Source organism: Amycolatopsis sp. WAC 01416, from assembly GCF_003947485.1.
Lineage (GTDB): Bacteria > Actinomycetota > Actinomycetes > Mycobacteriales > Pseudonocardiaceae > Amycolatopsis.
The window spans coordinates 387033-409793 of record NZ_QHHX01000004.1 but is presented as its reverse complement, the minus strand read 5'-3'; the positions used below and the strand labels follow the sequence as shown (position 1 = coordinate 409793).

At 69.0% G+C, this 22761-nt stretch carries 19 protein-coding genes; 7 read left to right on the top strand and 12 right to left on the bottom strand.

The window, feature by feature from the left end; genetic code table 11:
* Positions 1-29 precede the first annotated feature (29 nt).
* Entirely contained in the window at positions 30-686 is a 657-nt protein-coding gene (locus tag DL990_RS15635; RefSeq protein WP_125786663.1) for a hypothetical protein, read from the top strand.
* 138 nt (positions 687-824) lie between these two features.
* On the opposite strand, the gene DL990_RS15630 is transcribed toward DL990_RS15635, so the two are convergent.
* A complete protein-coding gene (locus DL990_RS15630) occupies positions 825-1745 on the bottom strand; it encodes a hypothetical protein (RefSeq protein ID WP_125786664.1) in 921 nt (306 codons plus the stop codon).
* Positions 1746-2090: 345 nt separating this feature from the next.
* On the opposite strand from DL990_RS15630, the gene DL990_RS15625 reads away from it, so the two are divergent.
* From DL990_RS15625 to DL990_RS15615, 3 genes are all read left to right on the top strand, one after another.
* Complete coding sequence (locus tag DL990_RS15625; protein ID WP_125786665.1) at positions 2091-2717, top strand: DUF6801 domain-containing protein; 627 nt, start codon at positions 2091-2093, stop codon at positions 2715-2717.
* A 70-nt stretch (positions 2718-2787) separates the two neighbouring features.
* Positions 2788-3408 carry a DUF6801 domain-containing protein gene (locus tag DL990_RS15620; RefSeq protein ID WP_125799104.1) on the top strand — a complete coding sequence of 207 codons (621 nt, stop codon included), beginning with the start codon at positions 2788-2790 and terminating at the stop codon, positions 3406-3408.
* 16 nt (positions 3409-3424) lie between these two features.
* Positions 3425-4783 (top strand): DUF6801 domain-containing protein, encoded by a 1359-nt coding sequence (locus tag DL990_RS15615; protein WP_125799103.1) that lies wholly within the window; start codon positions 3425-3427, stop codon positions 4781-4783.
* Positions 4784-4860: 77 nt separating this feature from the next.
* Here DL990_RS15615 and DL990_RS15610 read toward each other — a convergent pair whose 3' ends face one another.
* The 5 genes from DL990_RS15610 to DL990_RS15590 form a co-directional block, all read right to left on the bottom strand.
* Positions 4861-6144 carry a CdaR family transcriptional regulator gene (locus DL990_RS15610; RefSeq protein WP_125786668.1) on the bottom strand — a complete coding sequence of 428 codons (1284 nt, stop codon included), beginning with the start codon at positions 6142-6144 and terminating at the stop codon, positions 4861-4863.
* Positions 6145-6364: 220 nt separating this feature from the next.
* A complete protein-coding gene (locus DL990_RS15605; protein ID WP_125786669.1) occupies positions 6365-7159 on the bottom strand; it encodes an arginase family protein in 795 nt (264 codons plus the stop codon).
* A 97-nt stretch (positions 7160-7256) separates the two neighbouring features.
* Complete coding sequence (locus tag DL990_RS15600; protein WP_125799102.1) at positions 7257-10634, bottom strand: pyruvate carboxylase; 3378 nt, start codon at positions 10632-10634, stop codon at positions 7257-7259.
* Positions 10635-10722: 88 nt separating this feature from the next.
* Positions 10723-11622 carry a S8 family peptidase gene (locus DL990_RS15595; RefSeq protein ID WP_125799268.1) on the bottom strand — a complete coding sequence of 300 codons (900 nt, stop codon included), beginning with the start codon at positions 11620-11622 and terminating at the stop codon, positions 10723-10725.
* 69 nt (positions 11623-11691) lie between these two features.
* Positions 11692-12852 (bottom strand): erythromycin esterase family protein, encoded by a 1161-nt coding sequence (locus DL990_RS15590; protein WP_125799101.1) that lies wholly within the window; start codon positions 12850-12852, stop codon positions 11692-11694.
* A 31-nt stretch (positions 12853-12883) separates the two neighbouring features.
* Between DL990_RS15590 and DL990_RS15585 the strand changes: the two genes are divergently transcribed.
* Together DL990_RS15585 and DL990_RS15580 are read left to right on the top strand one after the other, a co-directional pair.
* Positions 12884-13492: a TetR/AcrR family transcriptional regulator gene (locus DL990_RS15585; RefSeq protein ID WP_125786672.1), complete on the top strand. Its 609-nt coding sequence runs from the start codon at positions 12884-12886 to the stop codon at positions 13490-13492.
* Between the two features lie 18 nt (positions 13493-13510).
* Complete coding sequence (locus DL990_RS15580; RefSeq protein ID WP_125786673.1) at positions 13511-13819, top strand: hypothetical protein; 309 nt, start codon at positions 13511-13513, stop codon at positions 13817-13819.
* A gap of 252 nt (positions 13820-14071) precedes the next feature.
* On the opposite strand, the gene DL990_RS15575 is transcribed toward DL990_RS15580, so the two are convergent.
* On the bottom strand, positions 14072-15331 hold the full coding sequence (locus DL990_RS15575; protein WP_125799100.1) for an HNH endonuclease signature motif containing protein: 1260 nt from the start codon (positions 15329-15331) through the stop codon (positions 14072-14074).
* 194 nt (positions 15332-15525) lie between these two features.
* Here DL990_RS15575 and DL990_RS15570 point away from each other — a divergent pair, with 194 nt between their 5' ends.
* Positions 15526-15933, top strand: coding sequence for a hypothetical protein (locus DL990_RS15570; RefSeq protein ID WP_125786675.1), 408 nt, complete (start codon positions 15526-15528; stop codon positions 15931-15933).
* Here DL990_RS15570 and DL990_RS15565 read toward each other — a convergent pair.
* The 5 genes from DL990_RS15565 to DL990_RS15545 form a co-directional block, all read right to left on the bottom strand.
* Positions 15923-16426, bottom strand: a complete 504-nt coding sequence (locus DL990_RS15565; RefSeq protein ID WP_125799099.1) for a GNAT family N-acetyltransferase — start codon at positions 16424-16426, stop codon at positions 15923-15925. The two genes, DL990_RS15570 and DL990_RS15565, sit on opposite strands and share 11 nt — an antisense overlap.
* Before the next feature lie 2 nt (positions 16427-16428).
* Positions 16429-18516, bottom strand: coding sequence for a caspase family protein (locus tag DL990_RS15560; protein WP_125799098.1), 2088 nt, complete (start codon positions 18514-18516; stop codon positions 16429-16431).
* The gene (locus DL990_RS15555; protein ID WP_125799097.1) at positions 18513-18893 is read right to left on the bottom strand and encodes a hypothetical protein; all 381 of its coding nucleotides are present in this window, start codon (positions 18891-18893) and stop codon (positions 18513-18515) included. Before DL990_RS15555 ends, DL990_RS15560 begins: the two co-directional genes overlap by 4 nt.
* 83 nt (positions 18894-18976) lie before the next feature.
* On the bottom strand, positions 18977-21130 hold the full coding sequence (gene recG, locus DL990_RS15550; protein ID WP_125799096.1) for an ATP-dependent DNA helicase RecG: 2154 nt from the start codon (positions 21128-21130) through the stop codon (positions 18977-18979).
* A 4-nt stretch (positions 21131-21134) separates the two neighbouring features.
* Positions 21135-22718 carry a DAK2 domain-containing protein gene (locus DL990_RS15545; RefSeq protein WP_125799095.1) on the bottom strand — a complete coding sequence of 528 codons (1584 nt, stop codon included), beginning with the start codon at positions 22716-22718 and terminating at the stop codon, positions 21135-21137.
* Between the last annotated feature and the right edge of the window lie 43 nt (positions 22719-22761).

Sequence of the window (22761 nt, the reverse complement as noted above, 5' to 3'; positions counted from 1 at the left end):
AAAACAGGAGAGAAAACGAGGAGAATCCCATGTTCGGTCGAACGCGCCCGAAAACCGCTCGTCGCCGTCTCGGCACGGTCGTCGCGCTCACTTCCGCGATCGCCGTGGCGGGCAGTCTCGCCGCGTCCCCCGCCCTCGCGGACGACCCGGTGGAGATCCCGGTGTCCTACACCGTCACCGGGAAGACCACGGTCAAGAAGACCGGCGGCACCCTCGACCTCGGCCCCGGCCAGCTCGACGGTGCCCTCGTCATCGACGGTGACAACGTCGGCATCCGAGGCGACCTTTCCCTGCCGCCCTCGACGGCGAACATCTCGCTGGTCTCGGGGGTCTTCAAGATCAAGGCCCGCGTGCGGATCGAGCCGACCGGCCCGGTCACCGGCACCCTCGCCAACGGCGATCTGACCACCCATTCGCAGGCGAACATGCTGATCGACAACATCGTGGTCGGCCTGTTCTGGCCGGTCATCCCGCTCCCGACGGTGCCGAACGCCTGCAAGACCGTCAAGCCGCTGGACCTGACGCTGGTGTCGAAGAACGTCGACCTGTTCGCCCCGTCGATCCCGTCTTCGGGGACGTTCACCATCCCGGAGTTCAAGGACTGCTTCATCAACGACCTCGCGCTGGGGGCGTTGATCTCCGGTCCCGACAACACCATCAACCTGGACATGAAGTCCAACGTCTGAGGCTCAAGCCCCGCCCCACATGCACCAGCAGCCACCACAGCGGTCGTGGGGATGTCGTGAAGGGCCCCTTTGAGACGATGATCGTCTCAAAGGGGCCCTTCACGACATAAGACTCCGGCGCCGGGCCATCCCCGCGTCTCAGCAGAACTGCGGCGCGGCAGGGTCGACCAGCGCGACGCCGGTGCCGTCACCTGCGGAAACGGCGTAGATCGGAGCGCAGACGCCCGAGAACTTCCACATGTCCATCGGCGGTTCCGAGCTGGTGTCCCGGCTCTCCTGTTTCAGGTTGCTGCCCCAGGCGAAAACGCTTCCGTCCGTCTTCAGCGCCACGTTGTGGTTGTAGCCGGCGTCGATGGCGACGACGTCCGATTGCGCCTCGGGCGGCACGGAAGCCTGGCCGTAGGTGTTGTCGCCCCAGGCGAGGACGCCGCCGTTCTTCAGCGCGATGCTGTGGCGGAACCCGCCCGAGATCGCCGTCACGCCGGAGGTCGCCGCCGCCGGGACGGTGATCTGGCCCTTCGAGTTGCCGCCCCACCCGATCACGCCGCCGTTCTTGAGCGCGAGGCCGTGGTCGACACCCGCCGAGATCGCGGTGACCCCCGAAGAGACCGTCGCGGGGACGGCGGTCCGCGAACCCCAGCTCAGCACGCTGCCGTTCGTCTTGAGCGCGAGGTTGAAGTAGGCGCTGGTGGAGATGGCCTTGACGCCAGAGGTGGCGGCGGCGGGCACGACGTTCTGGCCGTAGAAACCGTTGCCCCAGGCGATCACACCGCCGTTCTTGAGGGCCAGTTCGTGCGCCCAGCCCGCGGCGATCGCCGACACGCCGGACGTGGCCGCGGCCGGAACGGTGGCCTGGCCGTAGTTGTCGTTCCCCCAGGCGACCACGCCTCCGTCCTTCAGAGCCAGATGAGTGAGCCCGCCCGCGGAGACCGCGCTCGCGCCGAACGCCGAAGCGGGCACGGTGCCCTGCCCCTGCCCGTAGTCGTTGCTCCCCCACGGCCGCGGTTCGCCGGACGGCGCGGCGTCGGCGATACCGGAAAGGGAAACCGTGGCGATCATTACGGCTATCGTGGATGTCGTCACGCGCCGTGTCGTGGATCGTCGATTGACTGAAGCCATGCGGGAAATGTTAACCCGGTTCCGCCGATCGGCCCCGTCTTTGTCACCGGCGAACAAACTTCATAATCGCATTCAGCGCGGACTGACAAGAAAGAACGGTTTCCACCCCCACTTCGAAACCTGTCGACATGGATACTTGTTACGTACATAACTCGCGGGTAACCTCGGTTTACCCCACCACCGAGAAAGCCGCTCAAGTCGAGCATATTTGATCAGAAAAACTCGCCGAAAGGCGCATGGGGAAAGCCGTCCGAGACGTAAACTGGATCAAAGGAGATGACAGGTATGTCCCGCAGACTTGGCAAGTTGTCAGCCGGTGTCGCCACCACCGCCGTCGTGATGGGCGCCGTCGCCGTGCTCACCGCCGGTACGGCCGCCGCCCTCGCCCCCTACGCGACGGGCACTGTCGCGTACATGTGCAACTTTCCCGCCATCGGCCAGCAGCAGCTGGACGTGAAGGCCCAGTTCGACGGACCGGCTTCGGTCGCTTCGGGCGGCACCTTCACGCCGTCGAACATCTCGGGTACCGCGACGATCAGCGCCACCATCAACGCGCTGCTCAACAGCGCCAACTACGACGGTGTCCGCGGCAAGGTGAACATGCCGGTCACCGTCACCAACGCCACCCCCGCCTCGGCGACGGTGACGAACCTCGACGTCCCGACCCAGATCAACCCGTACGTGCCTGGGACGCGGACGTTCAACATCCTCCAGGACGCGGGCACCGGCGTTCCCACCTTCACCGCCGGCACGCCAGGCTCCGCGACGGCTTCCCTCGGCACCACGATCACCGCGCCGCTGGAGTTCCACAAGAAGGACGGTTCCTGGACCGCGTGGAGCTTCAACTGCACGGTGAAGAACACCAACCCGGCGCAGAACCGCGCGTTCAGCCCGGCCATCCCCATCACCTGATGAACCATCCGTGCGGGGCGGGGACGCCCGCCCCGCACGGTCTCCATCGCCGACCACGAGAGGAACCCTTATGGGGCAGCAGGTCCGCCGGGCGGGCGCGGTCTCCGTCATCGTGCTCGGCGCGGCCTCCCTGCTCACCATCGGGCAGGCGTCGGCCGCCACCTCTCACACGACCGGGACCGTCACGTACCTGTGCGGCTTCCCGATGATCGGCCGGCAACCTCTCGACATCACGGCGAGGTTCGACAGCCTGGGCCCGGTGCCCGCGGGCGGCGCCTTCACACCGGCCGCGATCGCCGGCACCGCGACCTTCAGCGCCATCCACAACGCGACGATCTTCAGCGCCGCCAACTACGACGGCCTCCGCGGCAAGGTGAAAGCACCGGTGACCGCGACGAACGCCACCCCGGCTTCGGCGACCGTCACCGGGCTGGACCTGCCCGAGCAGATCACCCCGTACGTTCCCGGGCCGCGCACGGTCGGCTTCACCCAGGACGCGGCCACCGCCGTTCCCGTTTTCACCGCGGGTGCACCCGGCCAGGTGACCTTCGCGCTCGGCACCACGTTCGAACTCGAAGTCGAATTCCACAAGCGGGACAACACGTGGACCCCGTGGACACTCGGCTGTACGGTCAAAAACACCAACCCGGCACAGAACCGCGCGTTCGCCCCGGCGATCCCCGTCGTTTGACGCGAGAGGAAACCAGATGACGCAGCAGGTTCGCCGGACACTCGGGAGGCTTCCCGTACTGGCGGGCGTGATCCTGCTCGCGGGAGTGAACGGCGCCTTGGCCTCCTCCGCGGCGACCGATCCGGCGTCCCCGCCGAAAGCGCCCTTGCAGGGGGCTTCCCCCGCGCACCAGACCCTGGCGAACACCTGCGTCTTCCCGGATCCGGTCGGCGAACGTCCGGTCACCATGGACGTTCAGGCCACTCTGCCCAAGGTCGTCCAAACCGGAAAGCCGGTGCAGGTCAAGGATTTCTCCGTCACCTTCACCCTCGGCGAGGGAACGCTGGGCACGCTCACCGAGGTGGCGGGCGAGGCGAAGATCGAACTCACGGCCACGCGCGAGGACAAGAAGGCCCAGATCCCGGTGACCCTCGAGATCCCGGCGACCAAGGTGCCCGCCACCGGTGAGCTGAAGCTGGTCGCGACGGGCAAGGTTCCCGACATCATGGCGACCCGCCCCGGCGAACTCCGGCTCACCACGGGCGCGCCGTCCTTCGCGCTGACCGCGGCGCAGGCGGAGGCGCCGCGGAATCCGATCACCTGCAAGCAAGCGCCGGATCAGGACACCAAGCTGGGCAGCGTCACGATGCTCGAGATGGGCATCGCCAAACCGAAGCCCGGCAAACCCGGGCAGAAATCCGGCGCCGGAACGCACGCCACGAACGAAGACCCACCGCCGGACGCCGTGTTCCCCTTGCAGCCCTTCGAAGCGCAAGGCACGTCGTCGGTCAAGAAGCTCGGCGCCTTCGTCCGGCTGACCCCGTCGTTCATCTTCAACGCCTTCTACTACCTCTACCCGGCGCCTCCCCATCGCAGCACCGGCTCCACCGTCTTGCCGCCGAGCAAGATGACGATCCTCGGCTTCGGCTTCGTCCCGATCAACGGGACGATGGAGCTTCTGCCCGCCGACTACAAAACGGGCAACACCGTCATCGACGTCGAGACCATGCTGCACGGGGACACCACGACGACGGCCACCTTGAGGCTCGAACTGTTCGGGAAACTGAAGGATCTCACCATCAACGGTGTCCCCCTCGACGTCGGCGACAACTGCATGACCAGCGAACCGATCCTGCTGAACCTGCGCGGGCCGAACTGGAACGCGTTCACCGGCGGCGTGCTGCGGACCGATCCGAACGACCCGGAACCCGCCTACCAGGGCTTCACCCTGCCCAAGTTCTCCGGCTGCGGGGTCAAGGAGAACCTCGACTCCCTGCTGAGCGGCATGGGGTCGGGGCCGGACAACCAGGCGTGTATCGGGGTCAACCAGGTGGGCTTGCCCTGGGAAGCGGAACGCAAATGCCCGAACACGGACCCGCCGGTGGGACGCCGCTGACCGCTTCCGAGAGTGTCATGAAAGGGTCGTTCAGGACGTTTTTCGTCCTGAACGACCCTTTCATGACATCCAGGTGCCTAAGACCCGCTCGGCGTCCACTGTGGACTCTTGCGCGGCGACGGCAGCACCTCCGGCAGCGCGAACCCCGCTGACGCCGAAGAAGGACTGACACCGGCCCGCAGCGCGAGTTCCATCTCGAACCGCGCCCCCGGGTCGCGCAGGTGCTCGCCGAAGGTCGCCTGCAACTGCCGCATGCGGTACCGGACGGTCTGCGGGTGCACCTGGAGGCGCTCGGCGATGTCGACGACGTTGCCCTGACTGTCGAGCCAGGCGCGAAGGGTTTCGAGCAGCCGTTCCTGCTGTTTCCCGGTCATCTCGGCGAGCGGGGCGAAAAGACGGTCACGCAGACGGCAGGTGAGCGCCGCGTCGGCGTTCACGAGCAGGGTGGCGAGGTGGTCTTCGGCGCGGATCACCCGGCGCGCCTGGATGATGCCGCGTTCGGAGAGGTGCAGGGCGTCGCGCGCCCAGCGGAGGGAATCGGCGACGGAGTCCAGCGGACGGCACGGGCCGATCGACAGCCGGTAGTCCGGCAGCGCGGCCTGCAAGGTGGCCAGGCGGGCGCCGGAGATCTCGCCGGGGACGAGCAGACGCGGCTCGGCGGAGTCGAGTTCGGCGAGGACGTCCGAATCGACGACGTTGTGCCGCCGGGGTCTGGCGTTGTCGCCGAGCGGGTGCAGCACCACCGGCGTCGCTCGCTCGGGCACCGTCCAGCCGGTCAGCTGCGCGAGTTCCGCGATCGCCTTCGACGGCGCCGGCGGCGTTTCCAGCACCAGGTGCAGCAGTTTGCGGCGCCACGTGTCCAGTGCCCCCGCGGTGCGCGCCTTCGCTTCGAGGTACCCGTCCAGCGCGACCGACGCGAGTTCGTCCATGAACGCGAGCATCGCGTCGGCCAGTTGCGACATCACCGCGGACGAAAGCCCGCTGCGGCGGCCGACGCGCATGATGCGCCGCCACGAGACGCGGGCGCCGACCCGGTACGCCGACTGGAGGGTGTCGAGGCTGCGGCCTTCCCGCATCTCGTTCTGCCCGAGCCGATGGTGGACCTCGTGCGACTGTTCCTTGGAGACGCTCGGATCCGCGATCTGCGCGACGAACAACGTGATCGCGTATTCGACGCCTGCCCGGATGGACTTGCCGTAGGGCCCGTCGAGCGGGCGCGCGTACGCGGGGATGGTCGCCCGGATCTCGTCGACGATCTCGTTGGCGAGACTGCCCAGTTCCGGTCGCAAAATGTCGGCGAGCTTACGCGGCAGTGCTGCGGGAGGCTGCGCAGCGTGTTCGATTCCGCGCTCCACCGACATCGCAGCTCCTTTGCTCCGCCCAGCGTCCTGACATCCCACGATCGTCGTGAGGTGACAACGAACACATCGCACGGTCGCTTGGTAATGTGTCACCTCTCGCAGAGGAAACCGATTTCTTGTCATCATCGTGACAAAATCACGGGTCATCCCTGAATTTTGATGACAAGTGCCCGGCAAACGCCTCGCGCGGTACGTACGAACGGCCGATGAATACGGAGCGTCACTGCTTTCCGGTGAGCAATTCCCCGAGTACTTCGAGCACGGGCTCCAGCACGCGGACCTCGGTGCCGACGCATTCGGTGATTCCCGCGCCGACGACTTCGAAGCCGCTCAGCCCGCGAAGCATCGCCACCAGACGCTCGATCGTCAAGCCACCCGGCTCCGGATAGTTCAGCCCGTCGAACTCCGCCGGGTCGAGCACGTCGAGGTCGAGATGGACGTAGACCTTGTCCGCACCTGCCAGGCCGGCGGCGGCGTCGGCCGTCTCGACGACGAGTCCGCGATCGACCACGGCCCGCTCGGCGTCGTCGAAAGCCCTCGTCCCGGCGAGGACGACGCGTCCGGGTTCGACCGGCGGATTCGCGGCGAACTCCGGGTCGCCCTCGCCGAGCAGCGACCGCAGCACCATGCCGTGGAACGCGCCGGACGGTGACGTCTCCGCGGTGTTGAGGTCGGAATGCGCGTCGAACCAGGCGACGCCGAGCCCCGGTCCGAAGCGGTAGCGCGCGACCCCGATCGGGATCAGCTCGACGCCGCAGTCCCCGCCGATGGTGAGCACCGGCCCGCCCGGCGCCTCCAGCGCGGCGAGCTGTGCGGCGCGGTTCGCGCCGGTGAGCACCGCGCGGTTGGCGATGCCGTCGACCACGGGCGAGGTCTCGCGGGTCTGCCGGATGTGGTGCACCGGCGCGCCCAGCACGTGGCCCGCCAGCTCGGCGAGCGCGACGCAGCCTTCGGGCAACTCGGGCGCACGCTCGGTCAGAGCGCCCTGGAACTGGGGTACGGCGTTGATCAGCACCGGTCCACGTTAGCGGCGGCCGCAAGTCCGTGAAGGCCTCCTTGAGGGACTCTGGGTCCCTCAAGGAGGCCTTCACGGACCGGTGCGGGCTCTCAGCTCACTCCAGGACGAGCAGGAGGTCCCCGCCTTCCACCTGCTGGACGGCGTTGATCGCGCGCCGCGACACCTTGCCGCCGGTCGACGCCGTGATCGACGCCTCCATCTTCATCGCCTCGATGGTCGCGACCGTCGCACCGGCCTCGACCTCGTCGCCCTCGGACACCTGCAGCGTGACCACGCCCGCGAACGGCGCGGCGATCTGCTTCGGGTCGCCCTTGGCGGCCTTCTCAGTCGCCGGGATGTCCGACGCGATCGAGGTGTCGCGCACCTGGATCGGCCGCAGCTGGCCGTTGAGCGTGGACATCACCGTGCGCAGCCCGCGTTCGTCGGCCTCGCCGATGGCCTCCAGCTCGATCAGCAGCCGGACACCCTGTTCCAGGTCGACCGAGTACTCCTCGCCGGGGCGCAGGCCGTAGAAGAAGTCCTTGGACGGCAGGACCGAGGTGTCACCGTACTGCTCGCGGTGCGCCTCGAAGTCCTTCGTGGGCCCGGGGAACAGCAGCCGGTTCAGCGTCGCGCGCCGGTTCTCGGCCAGCCCCTTGTGGTCCTCTTCGGACAGTTCCTGCACCGGCTTCGGCTGCGCGCGGCCTTCGAGGGCCTTGGTGCGGAACGGTTCCGGCCAGCCGCCGGGCGGGTCGCCCAGTTCGCCGCGCAGGAAGCCGATCACCGAGTCGGGGATGTCGAACTTGTTCGGCTCCGCCTCGAAATCCGACGGCGAGACACCCGCGCCGACGAGGTGCAGCGCGAGGTCACCGACCACTTTGGACGAAGGCGTGACCTTGACCAGGTGCCCGAGGATCTTGTCCGCGGCCGCGTACATCGCCTCGATGTCCTCGAACCGCTCGCCGAGACCGAGCGAGATCGCCTGCGTGCGCAGGTTCGACAGCTGACCGCCCGGGATCTCGTGGTGGTACACCCGCCCGGTCGGCGACGAGAGCCCCGCCTCGAACGGCGCGTAGATCTTGCGCACGCTCTCCCAGTACGGCTCCAGGTCGCCGATGGCCTGCAGATCCAGCCCGGTCGGCCGGTCCGAGTGGTCGGTGGCGGCGACGAGCGCCGAAAGCGACGGCTGCGACGTCGTGCCCGCCATGGACGCGACGGCACCGTCGACGCCGTGCGCGCCCGCCTGGATCGCGGCCAGGTACGTCGCCAGCTGACCACCCGCGGTGTCATGCGTGTGGATATGCACCGGGAGGTCGAACTCCTTGCGCAGCGCGGAAACCAGCCGCGCCGCCGCCGGCGCCCGCAGCAGGCCCGCCATGTCCTTGATGGCAAGGACGTGCGCCCCCGCGCCGACGATCTGCTCCGCCAGCTTGAGGTAGTAGTCCAGTGTGTACAGCTTCTCGGCCGGGTCCGACAGGTCCGAGGTGTAGCAGAGCGCCACCTCGGCGACCGCGGATCCGGTCTCGCGGACGGCTTCGATCGCCGGGCGCATCTGCTCGACGTCGTTGAGCGCGTCGAAGATCCGGAAGATGTCGATGCCGGTCGCCGTCGCCTCCTCGACGAAAGCGTGGGTCACCTCGGTGGGGTACGGCGTGTAGCCGACGGTGTTGCGGCCGCGCAGCAGCATCTGCAGGCAGATGTTCGGCACCGCTTCCCGCAGCTTCGCCAGCCGCTCCCACGGATCCTCCGCCAGGAACCTCAGCGCGACGTCGTAGGTCGCGCCGCCCCAGCATTCCAGCGAGAGCAGCTGCGGCGTGGTCCGCGCGACGACCGGCGCGACGGCGAGCAGGTCCTTCGTCCGCACGCGGGTGGCGAGCAGCGATTGGTGCGCGTCACGGAAGGTGGTGTCGGTGACGCCGATGGTCGGCGACTCCCGCAGCCAGCGGGCGAAGCCTTCCGGGCCGAGCTCGGTGAGCTTCTGCTTCGAGCCGGGCGCCGGTTCGAGGCCCTTGGGCAGCTTCGGCAGTTTGACCTGCGGGTCGAGGGTGCGCGGACGCTCGCCGTGCGGTTTGTTGACCGTCTTGTCGGCGAGGTAGGTCAGCAGCCTGGTCCCGCGGTCGGCCGAATGGCGCGCGGTGAGCAGATGCGGGCGCTCCTCGATGAACGACGTCGTGACGCGGCCTTCGCGGAAGTCCGGGTCGTCGAGTACGGCCTGCAGGAACGGGATGTTCGTGGCCACACCACGGATCCGGAACTCGGCGACGGCGCGGCGGGGGCGGGCGACGGCGGTCTTGAAGTCGCGGCCGCGGCAGCTGAGCTTCACCAGCAGCGAGTCGAAGTGCGCGCTGATCTCGGTGCCGGCGAACGCCGTCCCGCCGTCGAGGCGGATGCCGGAGCCACCGGGCGAGCGGTACGCGCTGATCATCCCGGTGTCGGGGCGGAAGCCGTTGGCGGGATCCTCGGTGGTGATGCGGCACTGCAGGGCGGCACCACGCAGGTACACCCTGTCCTGCGACAGCCCGAGGTCGTCGAGGGTCTCGCCGGAGGCGATGCGCAGCTGCGACTGGACGAGGTCGACGTCGGTGACCTCCTCGGTCACCGTGTGCTCGACCTGGATGCGCGGGTTCATCTCGATAAAGACGTGGTTGCCGTCCTTGTCGAGCAGGAACTCGACGGTGCCGGCGTTGCGGTAGCCGATCTGGCGGGCGAACTTCACCGCGTCGGCGCAGATCCGGTCGCGCAGTTCGGACGGCAGGTTCGGCGCCGGGGCCAGCTCGATGACCTTCTGGTGGCGCCGCTGCACCGAGCAGTCGCGCTCGTAGAGGTGGATCACGTTGCCCTCGCCGTCGGCGAGGATCTGGACCTCGATGTGGCGCGGCTCGACGACGGCCTTCTCGATGAACACCGTCGGGTCGCCGAAGGCCGACTCGGCCTCGCGCGCGGCGGCCTCGATCGACTCGCGCAGCTGCGCGGGGTCCTGGACGCGGCGCATACCGCGTCCACCACCACCGGCGACGGCCTTGACGAAGACCGGGAAGCCGATCTCCTCGGCCGCGGCGACCAGCGCGTCGATGTCGGAGGACGGTTCGGAGGAGCCCAGCACCGGCACGCCCGCCTCGCGCGCGGCCTTGACCGCGCGGGCCTTGTTGCCGGTCAGCTCGAGGATGTCCGCGCTCGGCCCGACGAAGGTGATGCCTTCGTCCTCGCACGCGCGCGCGAGGTCCGGGTTCTCGGAGAGGAAGCCGTAGCCGGGGTAAACGGCGTCCGCGCCCGCCTTCTTGGCGGCCGCGACGATCTCCTCGACCGACAGATAGGCCCGCACCGGGTGACCGGGTTCGCCGATCTCATAGGCCTCGTCGGCCTTCAGCCGGTGGAGCGAATTGCGGTCTTCGTGCGGGAACACAGCCACCGTGCCCGCGCCGAGCTCGAATCCGGCGCGGAACGCGCGGATGGCGATCTCACCCCGGTTGGCGACCAGTACCTTGCGGAACATGCCGGTCCTTCCCATCATCGGATCGGTAGGTGAGGCACGTTACCTGCTCGGTCCCGCAGGGCGGGAGTTGTCGTCCAGGTGATGGACGTCATCCCCGCTTGAGTTGCGCGCCGGGGCTCTGCAACACCCGGTTCGCGGTGCCTTCGTGGACACCGGTCAGCACGTCGACCGCGGCGAGGTCCACGAGCGCCTTCGCGACGTCCGGCGCGGAGACCGCGGGATGCAGGGACCGATACAGCGCGGCCACCCCGGCGACGTGCGCGGCGGCCGACGACGTCCCGCTGAGCACCCTGCCGCCGCTGCCCCCGGCGTTGGGTCCGGGCACGTCCACCCCTGGTGCGAACAGGTCGACGACCTCGCCGAAGTTCGACGTCGACCCGACCTGGTCACTCGCGTCGATCGAGCCGACGGTGAGCGCCTCGGTGACCCGGCCGGGTGAGAACTTCCCCGCGTCGGTGGCCTCGCCGCCCGCCGGGAGGGCGATCGGGACGACCGCCGCGAGCGCGCGGACGGCGGCGTCGAGCTGGTCGTTGGCCGTGCCGCCGATGCCGAGGACGGCGACGGCGGGCTGCTGTGCGTTCTGCGTCACCCAGTCGATCCCGGCGATGATCTTGTCCGTCGCGCCGCCGCCCTGTGCGTCGATCACCCGGACCGGGACGATCTGCGCGCCTTTCGCGACGCCGAAGGTCCTCGACGCGGCGACACCGGCCAGGTACGTGCCGTGACCGTTGGTGTCGGCGGTGTCCGTGCCTCCGTTGAGGAAGTCCTTACCGGGCTTCACCCGGCCGCCGAAGTCCGGATGCGCCGCGTCTACCCCGCTGTCGATCACGTAGACCGTGACGTCCTTGGCGTCGGTCTCGTAGTGGTAGAGCTGGTCGAGGCCCGTTCGCTGGTCGATCCGGTCCAGTCCCCAGTTCGGCGGGTTCTGCTGGACTTCCGTCGCGGAGGCGGGCTGCGCCACGAAGACCAGGAGCGCGAGCGCGGCCATGACCCGTACCAGTCGAATGATCATGCCTTGGCTCTACGCCTGTACCCCGGGGGCGGCAACCCCGGAGTGTCACCCGTTCGGCTTGTGTTGCGCGATGTGGCCGCTGACCGTCGACTTCGGGAAGCAGACCAGCGCGTCGAAGGCGTCGACGACGTCGACAGGGTTGAACAGATGCGCGTGCCGGATGCTCCGCGGCCCCGCGGTTCCGCGTCGCGAGCGAAGATCCACCAGCCCGGGGCCTTCGGCTTCGACGCTGCCTTCCGCCGGTGCGTCCAGTTCCTGGCGGTACACGGTGAACCCGAGTCGCGCGGCCGGATCCGGCTTGAGGCCGGTGGTCTCGCCCTCGACCGCGGTGAGGCCCAGTGCGAAGTAGTCGTCGCCGAACTCGGCCGCCAGATGCGTGCCGGCCGAAGGCGAAGTGAGGCCGGGGAACGGCGAGAACGGCACGCGCTGGAGGTGTCCGTTGTGGAGCATCACGACGATCTTCGTGTCGTCGCCGTGCAGCCGCCGGATCAGCCGGACGGTTTCGGCCATGTACGCGTCGCGCGAACCGCTCTGCAAGGCGGGCGCGTCGCCGGACATCATCGCGGCGACCTCGGCGAGGTAGGCGTCGACACGCAATGCGCCTTCGACGTGGTGCTCCGCGACGGCGGTGTCCCCGTAGACCGGACGCAACGAGGTGAGATGCGCCTTGAGCCGGGTGAGCGCTGCGGTCGCCTTGTCCTTGGCCGCGTCGTCGAGCGCGGCGTACTTGGCGGGCGCCTCCGCGCTGCTGACCGACGCATACCCCTTGGTCGCCTCGATCGCCGCGTCGACCAGGCCCGTGGCCGCCTCGTCCACAGTGGACAGATAGGCGCGGACCGCGTCGAGCGACGGCACCGGGGAGCCCGCGGAACTCGGCACGTCGAGGCCGTAGTAGCGGACGTCGCCCCGTTCGCGGAGCCACGCCAGCATCTCGTGCGCCTCGGGCGACTCCCCGAGCGAGAACGTGAAGCCGTCGCGGCCGATGTCCGAGACGTCACCCGGGGCGCCGTTGAGCCAGTCCTCGACGAGCTTGCCCTCGGCGAAGCCGGATTCGAAGGCCACCACCCGGAAGCCGTGCTGCTCGACGAGGTGCTGGAGCAAACGCTTGCGCAGGTCGCCGAACTCGTGGATGTGGTGGTTGTTCTCACCGATGGCGACGAGCTTCGCGCCCCCGATGAGTTCGGCGATCTTCGCTGGGTCTGACATACTGGCCACACTAACGCAACAGGAGTAGCAATTGGCAACCTCCGGTACCCAACGGCCCGGCGGCCGGACGGAACGCACCCGCCAGGCCGTCCTGCACGCCACCCTCGACCTGCTGGCCGAACGCGGTTTCGGCGAACTGACCGTGGACGCGGTCGCCGAACGGTCCGGCGTGCACAAGACCACGGTGTACCGGCGCTGGTCCTCGCCGGACGGCCTCGTCGCCGCCGCGCTCCAGATGGGCGCCGAGGACGACTGGACCGCGCCCGACACCGGGTCGCTCGAGAACGATCTGTACGAGGTGGCGGCGGAGGTCGTGCGGTACTTCACCGAGCCCTCGCTGAAGGAACTGCCCACGGCGTCGGTGCTGGCGGCGTTCCAGTCGCCACCGGCGGCCGAGGCACTGCACGACTTCTACGCCGACCGCCACGTACGCATGGCGCCGATCGCGGAGCGGGCAGTCGCGCGGGGCGAGATCCCTTCCGGTACGGACGGGGACGAACTGGTGCGGGCGGTGTGCGGGCCGATGTTCTACCGGCTGTTCCTGTCGCGGGAGAGTGTCACGGTGGCGGAGGCGCGGGTCGCGGCACGGGCGGTGGCCGTCGCGGCGCGTGAGGGCGCTTTCGTGCGTTCACGCGATTAGTCATGTGGGCAACCTGCCGTGTCGGGCGGGCGTATTTCGGGCATGACCAGGGATGAGCGGCCGCGGCCGATGAACCGCAGGCAACGGCAAGCCGCGCGGGAAGCCGAACCCCCTCAGAACAGGACCGCGGTCCACGCCGCCATGATCGTTCTTGGCTCCTTCGCCGCGGTGATCTTCGTCGCGGTCGGAATCGCGGGCCTGGCAGAGGTCTCGGAAGCGGCGAACCGGGAGGAAGCGCTCGAAACGGTGTTCTACTGCTTCGTCCTCGCGGCCCTCGGCGTGGGGTTTGCCTTCGATGGACTCAGAAGGCGCAAGAAGCGCGGTTGAGCCTTGGGGCACGTGGTTGGAGCGGGACGGAACCGCTTCGGCGGGGGCTTTCTGCTGGCTCCGGACGTCGTTCCGGAAATCTCGGTGGCACCGGCAGTCGCAATTTGAGCGCGTGAAGGGGTCCTTTCCTCGGCTGAGCCGAGGGAAGGGGGCCTTCACGCGCTCCCGGGTACGTGAAGGGGTCCTTTATGTACTTCATCCGGTGGGCATGGCGAGGGGCCCGTCGCCGGTGTGGCTGGCGGGCTCCTCGGGTCAGACGTGGGCGTGGTGGAGGGTGTTGCGCCGGGGTTTTCGGAGCGGATCTCGGTATTGGGGTGGGATGAACTCCGGTATTCCATCGGCCGCCATGTGGACTTGCCAGTCGCCGTGGTGGATCAGCCGGTGGTGGAATCCGCACAGCAGCACAAGATTCCGGAGATCCGTCGGGCCTCCGTCTGCCCAGTGATGAATGTGGTGGGCGTGGCAGTTCTTCGGCCGCCGATGACACCCAGGGAACGCACAGCCGCCATCCCGGATGTTCAACGCACGCCGCTGGCCGGGGGTGACGAACCGTCGCAGCCGCCCCACATCGAGAGGTTCACCGGCCGCACTCATCACGACCGGCAGCATCAAACAGTCGCAGGCCGCGAGCCGTGCTTCGCGAGCGGTCATCGTCCCGACGAAGTCCAAGCAGGCGGTCCCGAGACCGGACTTCAACTCGTCGAGGCCGATAGTGACATGCAGCAGAGTCCGATAGCCGCTGGTCCCGGGCTGGTCCGGGCAGGCGATCGCCAAGTCGAGGATGTCGACCCAGGCGTCACCCATGCGTTCGCATTTCATCCGCAGATCGGCTTGGCCGAACTCGTCCACCGGCCGTGGTTGCGCATGCGCCTCCAAAGCCGCCGCTGTGCGGGCACCGGTTTCGTCATCGAGCAAGCCAGTGAGTTTCCAGTAACCGTCTTTGCGGCGCTCCAAGGTGATTTCCCGGCGCGGCTGAGCGGGTTCGGGATCCTTCGGTTCATTGCCGTCGGGGTCGAGCCAGGCGAGCAGGTTCGCTTCGGCGTCGGCGAGCTGGCGGGGTCCGGCGTCGCGGGCGAGGGTGGCGAGGATCTTCTCCGCACTCACCCGATCCTCAACAGAGGTATCGGCCGGGAGCTTCTTCAAGATCTCCAGGATCTGATCGATCCGCTCATCCCCGACCAAACCCTCCGCAGCCACCGCGGCGGTAGCGGGCGCGACAGGCGGAACCTCGGTGCCGTCCAGAGCGCGAGTGGGGTTCAGGGCGACGGCCCGGTTCACCACCGCACGCGCCTCACCCACCGACAACCCCGCCACATCGGCGAACCAGTTCGCCGTACGGCCATAGCCATACAGGTCTTTGACGCCACGAGATTCGATCTCCGCCAAGAATTGCCCCAGTCCGGCGGCGGCCATCCTGATCACCTGCAAAGACTGCTGCACGCCGTGGGCAAGCTCCAGCTTGCCGGCGCGCCACAGTTCCTGCGGCAACTCGGGAAGGAAAGTCTCGGACACCCCTCAAGAATACCGCAAAACAATCGAACAAGCGTTCGTAATTTTAGGCAACAATGAAATCGAACGAACAACACTGAAGAGTGAGCGAGCTCGAACCACGAGCCCAGAGCGGAAGGAATGAGGACAGTTTTACCGTCAGCACCAACGACTCCAGGCCCCACACTGGCATCTCCATGTCAAGAGAGGGAGCCGTCATGACCGAGGAAGTCCGGAACCGGCCGCTGGAGATGCCGCGCCAGCTCAAGTTCGTCCGTGTTTTCCTTTGGGTGCAGGCGGTCCTCAACATCCTCGTCAGCGCGCTGGTGACGGCACTCGCGATCAACGAACTCGACCACGGCAACGAGGAAGCGGGGCTCGCACTGGCGTTGGCGCTCCTCGGTTTCGTCGTCGCCGTCGTGCTGATCGCTTGCGCGATAAGGATTTCCCGCGGTTCGGCCTGGGTGCGGCCGACGGTGATCGCCGTGGAGGGGCTGGCCGTGGTCATGGGACTGATCAGCCTGGTCAACGGCGGGGCGATCACCCAGCTGATCGGGATGGGCATCGCCGTCGGCATCATCGTCACCCTCAACAAACCCGAGGAACGTGCCTGGTTCACCCGCTGACGAGGTCGATCCGGTAGCGCACTTCGGAGAGCGGGATGTCTTCGCCGGGCATGGTGTCGGTCTTCGTCGCCCCGTCCGGCAGCCATCCCGCCGCCGAGTAGAAACGCTGGGCGCGTTCGTTGGTGTCGAGCACCCAGAGCGTCGCCTCGCGATGCCCTGAGTCCCGCAGCGCGACGACGGCGGTGTCGAGCAGCTGCCTACCCAGTCCCGTGCCCCAGCGTGCGGGTTCGAGGTAGATCGCGCGCAGTTCCCCGCGGATCCGGTCGACGGCGGTGAAGCCGAGGAGCGAGCCGTTCTCGACGAGGACCAGGACGCCGCCCTGGTTGGCGGGATCGGCGAGGGTCCGCTGCCAGCGGGCGGCCCGGCCTTCGACCGACAGATCGCGCAGGTACAGCTCGGGCAGGAGGCCTTGGTACGCCGCCTGCCACGATCGGACGTTCACCTCGGCGATGGGCCAGGCGTCGTCGACGGTCGCGGGGCGGATCGTGGCCATCGTCAGCCGTTCACCTCGCGGGCGGCGAGACCGGTCACGACGGCGAGCGCGAGCACCATCGACAGCGCGATCCCCCAGCCCGCGCCGGTCACGCTCGAACTGCTCGGCATCGCGTAGAAGAGCACGCACACCATGACGATGCCGCCTCCGGCCACACCCCCGAGGAACGCGACCCCGAACGCCGCCGGCCGCAGGGACACGCCGAGCAGCGTCCCGATGAGGAGGGTCACCGAGACGACGAGGTAGACCGCGCCCTCGTCGGCCCGGCTCGACGAATAGCCGACGAGTTCGATCGCCTCCACCACGAGTCCGACGGTGCCGCAGGTCCCGGAAACGAGCGCCGCCACGGTGAGGGCGCCTCGCGGTTTCCGCAGGCCCAGCCGGAAACTCCGGTCGCGCCGCACCGACACCAGCGCGCAGACTGCCGCGGCCATCAGGCAGCCGTCGGCGAGGACGAGGACGACCGGCCCGGACGGCATCACCGAGAGCAGCGCCAGCCCGCACAGCGTTCCCGGCCCCGCCATCCGGCGCGTCTTCGGCAGGAACATCGCGATCCCCGCCCCGATCGCGAAGACGACGAGCGGCAAGACGGTCCAGCCGCCGTCTTCGAAGAAGTCCTCCACGCCGCTGCTGAGCTGGAACGCGATGACCACCAGGTACACCGCGGCCGCGAAGGCGAGCAGCCCCGCGGCGACGGCGAAAGGGTCGGGCTTCGTGCGCGGAGGCACGGCCGGTTCGGGATTCGGGAGTACGGGCGGCTCGGGATTCCTGGCGGGCTCCGGGGTCGGCGCGGGCGCGTGCACCGGCCGTGGTTCCGGCACCGGCTTGGGGTCCGGCGCGGGCTCGGGTTCCTGGACGATCTGCCCCTCGACCGGCACCACCACCTCGCCGGTCGGCCCGGTCACGGTGATCCGTCCGTCGAACGCCCCGGGTTCCGCCAGGTCCAGGGAGATCTCGGCCCCGTCGCCGGTCTCGGTCACCCGCAACCAGGCATGCGACGACGCGAACCGGCAGGCTCGCGCGATCGGCGGCCCTTCCACCCTGATCCGCGCCACCGGCGCCGATCCCCGGACGACCTCGCCGAACCGCACCACGTCGGGTTCGGCCCGCACCCGCGCTTCCCGCCGCGCCAGGTCGGCGGCCTCGGCGATGTGCTGGATGTCGGTCTGCGCCATCGTGGTGAGGACTTCGTGCGCGCCGATGGCGACCGAGAGGTTCTCGCTCGTCAGCCGTCGCTGGAGTTCCGTCACCGCACCGAGGCGGGTGAACATGTTCGGATCCTCGCTCGCGGCACGCAGGTCGGCCGGGACCGGTGACGGTTTGATCCGGCGGCGTCTGCTCCTGGCGAGGTACAGCTCGCCCTGCATCTCGATGTCGCGGCTGGGCGTCTGGTTCGGGTTCCGTTCGCGGACGCTGTCGAACAGGTAGTCGTAGAGCTCGCTGAGCGCGATCCAGCCGTCTTCGTCGCGATCCGCGTCCCCCGTCCGGAGCCCTTCGACCAGCGCCGAGGTGAACACCGACGGCCGGGCGTGGTCGTCGGCGAGGTGATCGCCCTCGAAGGCGTATTCAATGGAATTCGACGCGGTGATCACCGCACGGCCGCGACCGCCGAAACCGCCGCCGGGGAACGCGTCGAGCACGTTGGCCTCACCGGAGGCGCGCACCGCGACCCCTTGGCTGAAAGCGCCGCCGTAGCAGCAGTCCAGCAGGAGGACGATGCTCCGCGACCGGCTCATCCGCATACAGCGCTGGACGAAATCGGCGGGAACGGCACTCGACGCCAGCCGTTCCGGCCGGGTGTTGCGGGCGGCGAAGAACAGCTCGCCCGACTCGCTTTTCAAGCCATGGCAAGAGAAATGCACCAGCAGGACGTCGTCCGGCGCGCTGTCGGCGAACAGGTCCTCGACCCTGCTCGCGATCACGTGCGCGGTCTCGTCCCGCACCACCTGCACGTCGAACTCGCTGATGGTGCGATCGGCGAGGACCTCGGCGAGCGCTTCGGCGTCGGCCGCCGGGGACCGCAGCGCGCTCAACCCGGGGTTGTCGTACTCCCCGTTGGCGATGATCAAGGCACGCCGCTCGCCGGTCATGACCTCGAATGCCTGCCCACGAAGAGGTCGACGAGCTTGTCCTGATCGGTGAGGCTCGCTTCGGACAGCTCCAGCACGTCGCCGTCGATCTCCAGCCGCACCGTGCGTTTGACCCGGCCGCCGCGCGAAAGCCATTCCCGAACGGCCGCGACGACCGAGCGCAGGCCTTCGGCGGACTGTCCCAGCGTGACCAGCAGTCCGCCCACCGTCGCGACATCGAAGGCACGTGAACCGGGTGGCGCCGGACCGGCGGGCAGCGCCTTGACCTCGGCGACCCCGCGATCGATCAGTTCGCTTCGGAGGTACCCGGTGAGCTGGTCGACGCGTTCGGCGTCGGCCCCGTCCTCACCGAGCTGGACACGAACCGCTGACGTCATCCCCGGCCTCCCTCGCCCGTGCAGAACAAGGGAACCCCTCGGCCCGCCCGGCGGCAAGGTCCGATCGGGCAGAGATGTCCATGTCAGCTTTTTTCCAGATACTCCACGCGATCTTCGTCGACGACGTCGGCGATCATGTGCGCCAGCCCCAAGTAATTCCCCAGAGCCGGGTCCTTCTCGACGATTTCCAACGCGCGGGCCCTCGCCTCGGCGATGACGTCCTCGTCGCGCAGCAGCGACAGCAGTTTCAGGGTCGACTTCTTCCCCGACTGCGCGGCGCCGAGGATGTCACCCTCGCGGCGCAGTTCCAAGTCCATTCTGGACAGTTCGAAACCGTCCGTCGTGGACTCGACGGCGGCCAGCCGCTCGCGGGTGGTCGTCCCGTCCAAGGTTTCGGTGACCAGCAGGCAAAGCCCCGGCACACTGCCCCGGCCGACCCGCCCGCGCAGCTGGTGCAGCTGGCTGATGCCGAACCGGTCGGCGTCCATGATCACCATCGCGGTCGCGTTCGGCACGTTCACGCCGACCTCGATCACGGTGGTGGCGACGAGCACGTCCAGGTCGCCCCTGGAGAACGCCTGCATCACGGCGTCCTTGTCGTCGGCGGGCATCCGGCCGTGCAGGACGCCGATCTTCAGCCCCTTCAACTGTCCCTCGGCCAGCTCGGGCGCCACGTCGAGGACCGCGAGCGCGGGGCGTTTGTCGCCCTTGTCCGACGCCGGTTCGTCGCCGATACGCGGGCAGACGATGTACGCCTGGTGGCCCTTTCCGCATTCCTCGCGGACTCGCTGCCACGCCCGGTCCAGCCAGGCGGGGCGCTCCGCGACCGGCACGACCGACGTCTTGATCGGCGACCGGCCGACCGGCATCTCCCGCAGCGCGGAGATCTCCAGATCGCCGTAGACGGTCATCGCGACCGTGCGCGGGATGGGCGTCGCGGTCATAACCAGCACGTGCGGGCTGGTCTCGTCCGAGCCGCGGGAGCGCAGCGCGTCCCGCTGCTCCACCCCGAACCGGTGCTGTTCGTCGACTACGACCAGGCCCAGATCCGCGAAGGAAACCGTGTCCTGGATGAGCGCGTGCGTGCCGACGATGATCCCGGCCTCGCCGCTGACCGTCTCCAGCAACGCCTTCTTGCGTTCCTTGGCGCCCATCGAACCGGTCAGCAGGGTCACGCGCGTCGCGTTCTCCGCGGCGCCGAGCTCACCCGCCTGCCCGAGGTCGCCGAGCATCTCGCGCAGCGACCGGGCGTGCTGCGCGGCGAGGACCTCCGTCGGCGCGAGCATCGCCGCCTGCCGCCCGGAATCGACGACCTGCAGCATGGCGCGCAGCGCGACCACGGTCTTGCCGGAACCGACCTCACCCTGCAGCAGCCGGTTCATCGGATGTTCGGTGGACAGGTCCCCGGCGATCTCCCCGCCGATCTCCTGCTGGCCGGAGGTCAGCGCGAACGGGAGCCGTTTGTCGAAGGCGTCGAGGATGCCGCCCTCGGTGTGCGGACAGGCTTTCGCGGGCCGCGAGACCAGGGAATGCCGCCGCTGCGCGAAAATCAGCTGGACCGCCATCGCTTCGTCCCATTTGAGCCTTTCCCGCGCGGAGTTCAGCGCCTGCCAGCTCGACGGCCGGTGGATGCCGCGCAGCGCGCTTTCCAGGCTGGGCAGGCCGTACCGGGCCAGCAGCTCGATCGGCATCGGGTCCTCGTCGACCTCCAGCACGTCCAGCACCTGCCGCACGGCCTTGGCGATCACCCAGGTCGGGATCCCCTGCGCCGCCGGGTACACCGGGATGATCTCGGCGAGGAAGTCGTCCATCGCCTCGGCCTGGCGCTCGGCGTCGAAGAGTTCGTACTCGGGGTTCGCCAGTTGCAGGACGTCGCGGAACGCGGTGACCTTGCCCGCGAAGAGGCCGTTCTTGCCGGGCACGAGTTCCTTTTCGCGCCAGGCCTGATTGAAGAAGGTGCACTGGAGACGACGTTTGCCGTCGGTGATCACCATTTCGAGCAGCGTGCCGCTGCGTGCCTTCATCCGGCGTTTGTTGACCCGCTCGATACGCGCCATCACGGTCGCGTGCTCGCCGAGTTCGAGCCCGGCGATGTCGGTGAGCTGGCCGCGTTCGGCGTAGCGGCGCGGGTAGTGGCGCAGGAGGTCGCTGACCGTCTCGATCTTGAGGCCCTTGGCGAGTGCCTTCGCCGTCGCCGCGCCCACGACCAGTTTGAGGTCCGCGCGCAGGTTGGTCATGCGGTCACTCCACCCCCATCAGCAGCACGGCGTCGGATTGGCCGCCGGCGTAACTCGTCAGTTCGACCTCGGGATGTTCCAGGCGCAGCTGATCGGCCAGCTCACCGGGCAACCGGACCGGCACGTCGACCCCGGTCAGCACGGTGACCAGTTCGCCGCCGAGGGCCAGCATCCGGTTCAGCACGCCGACCGCGGCCGCGACCAGGCTCGTCTCCGAGGCGGGCGCGGGCTCGATCAGGACGACCTCGCCGTCGACGAGGCCGACGACGTCACCGGCCTGCGCCCGGCCCACCCAGGTTAGCGACTCCTCCTGCGCTATCCGCAGTTCGCCACGCCTCGTGGCGGCGGCCGCTTCGGCCATCGCGACCACGTCGTCGTTGGTGCGGCGGTCCTTGTCGTGGACGGCCAACGCGGCGAGCACCTGGACGGGTGACACACACGGGATGACCACGACGTCGCGATCCGCCGCCATCGCGTGACTCGCGGCCGCGTCGGCCGCCGCGGTCAGCTCCTGACCGCCCGGAAGGACGGTGACGTGATGCCCGGCCGCCTCGTTGATCAGGCCCAGCATCTCCTCGACCGTCGGCGCGACGCCCGGCGGCACGGACAGCACCGCGACCCCCTCCGCTCGCAGCAGTTCGGCCAGTGGCCCGCCGTGGACCACGGCGACCACCGAACGGTCGACCCCGCCGCCGACCTCGACCGGCGTGGGCGTGATCAGCGGCTCGACCCGGACCCGGCGGGGACGGCCGAGCTCGATCCCGGCCTCCAGCGCCGCGCCGATGTCCGCGCAGTGCACGTGGACGGCGTACGCGCCGGCGCCGTCCCCGGCGACCGTGACGCTGTCGCCGAGGCCGCTGAGGGTCTTGCGAAGCCCGGGGAGACTGCCTTCGTCGACGTCGTCGAGCAGGTACATGACCTCCCAGGCCGTCGGCGCGTCGACCGTGTGATGGTGATGTGCCTCGAGCGGGTGCTCCGGCTCGACGAGGCTGCCGGAGATCACGCCGGAAAGGGCGTCGAGGACCGCGACCAGGCCGCGGGCGCCCGCGTCGACCACACCGGCCACCGCCAGGACGGGCAGCTGCTTCGGGGTCTCTTCGAGGGCTTCGGCGGCGACGCTCGCCGCCGCGGCGGCGACCTCTTCGAGTGACCCTGTCGCGTCACGGACGGACGCGGCGACGGTGTGCAGCACGGTCAGGATGGTCCCGGCCACCGGACGGCTCACCGCCCCCGTAGCGGCCCTGTCCGCGCACCCGAGCGCCTCCGCGAGCCCGGGCCCGTCGATTTCCCTGGCCGCGGCCGACTCGGCGATCCCGCGCACGACCTGCGACATGATCACGCCCGAGTTGCCCTTGGCCGCGGCGACCGCGCCCTTGGCGAACACCGCCAGCGCCTCGGCGGCCGTCGCGGGCTCGGCCTCCGCCAGCGCGTCACGGGCCGCGGTCAGCGTGAACAGCAGGTTGGAGCCGGTGTCGGAGTCGGCGACCGGGTAGACGTTGATGCCGTCGATCGCCGGCCGGAGCACCGACAGGCTGTGCACACAGGCCGCCGACCAGGCCGACACCGCCGCCACGTCCAGCACCCGCACGCCGTAACCTCCTAGCTGTTCCAGCGAGGGTATCGACCCGGTG

What these genes read in the sequence shown, in the direction of transcription:
- DL990_RS15565 (WP_125799099.1), bottom strand. Translation starts at nt 16,426, where the DNA reads ATGGCCACGATCCGCCCCGCGACCGTCGACGACGCCTGGCCCATCGCC.
- DL990_RS15570 (WP_125786675.1), top strand. Translation starts at nt 15,526, where the DNA reads ATGACCGAGGAAGTCCGGAACCGGCCGCTGGAGATGCCGCGCCAGCTC.
- DL990_RS15610 (WP_125786668.1), bottom strand. Translation starts at nt 6,144, where the DNA reads ATGTCGGTGGAGCGCGGAATCGAACACGCTGCGCAGCCTCCCGCAGCA.
- DL990_RS15615 (WP_125799103.1), top strand. Translation starts at nt 3,425, where the DNA reads ATGACGCAGCAGGTTCGCCGGACACTCGGGAGGCTTCCCGTACTGGCG.
- DL990_RS15625 (WP_125786665.1), top strand. Translation starts at nt 2,091, where the DNA reads ATGTCCCGCAGACTTGGCAAGTTGTCAGCCGGTGTCGCCACCACCGCC.
- DL990_RS15600 (WP_125799102.1), bottom strand. Translation starts at nt 10,634, where the DNA reads ATGTTCCGCAAGGTACTGGTCGCCAACCGGGGTGAGATCGCCATCCGC.
- recG (WP_125799096.1), bottom strand. Translation starts at nt 21,130, where the DNA reads ATGACCAACCTGCGCGCGGACCTCAAACTGGTCGTGGGCGCGGCGACG.
- DL990_RS15560 (WP_125799098.1), bottom strand. Translation starts at nt 18,516, where the DNA reads ATGACCGGCGAGCGGCGTGCCTTGATCATCGCCAACGGGGAGTACGAC.
- DL990_RS15595 (WP_125799268.1), bottom strand. Translation starts at nt 11,622, where the DNA reads ATGGCCGCGCTCGCGCTCCTGGTCTTCGTGGCGCAGCCCGCCTCCGCG.
- DL990_RS15630 (WP_125786664.1), bottom strand. Translation starts at nt 1,745, where the DNA reads ATGATCGCCACGGTTTCCCTTTCCGGTATCGCCGACGCCGCGCCGTCC.
- DL990_RS15555 (WP_125799097.1), bottom strand. Translation starts at nt 18,893, where the DNA reads ATGACGTCAGCGGTTCGTGTCCAGCTCGGTGAGGACGGGGCCGACGCC.
- DL990_RS15590 (WP_125799101.1), bottom strand. Translation starts at nt 12,852, where the DNA reads ATGTCAGACCCAGCGAAGATCGCCGAACTCATCGGGGGCGCGAAGCTC.
- DL990_RS15635 (WP_125786663.1), top strand. Translation starts at nt 30, where the DNA reads ATGTTCGGTCGAACGCGCCCGAAAACCGCTCGTCGCCGTCTCGGCACG.
- DL990_RS15620 (WP_125799104.1), top strand. Translation starts at nt 2,788, where the DNA reads ATGGGGCAGCAGGTCCGCCGGGCGGGCGCGGTCTCCGTCATCGTGCTC.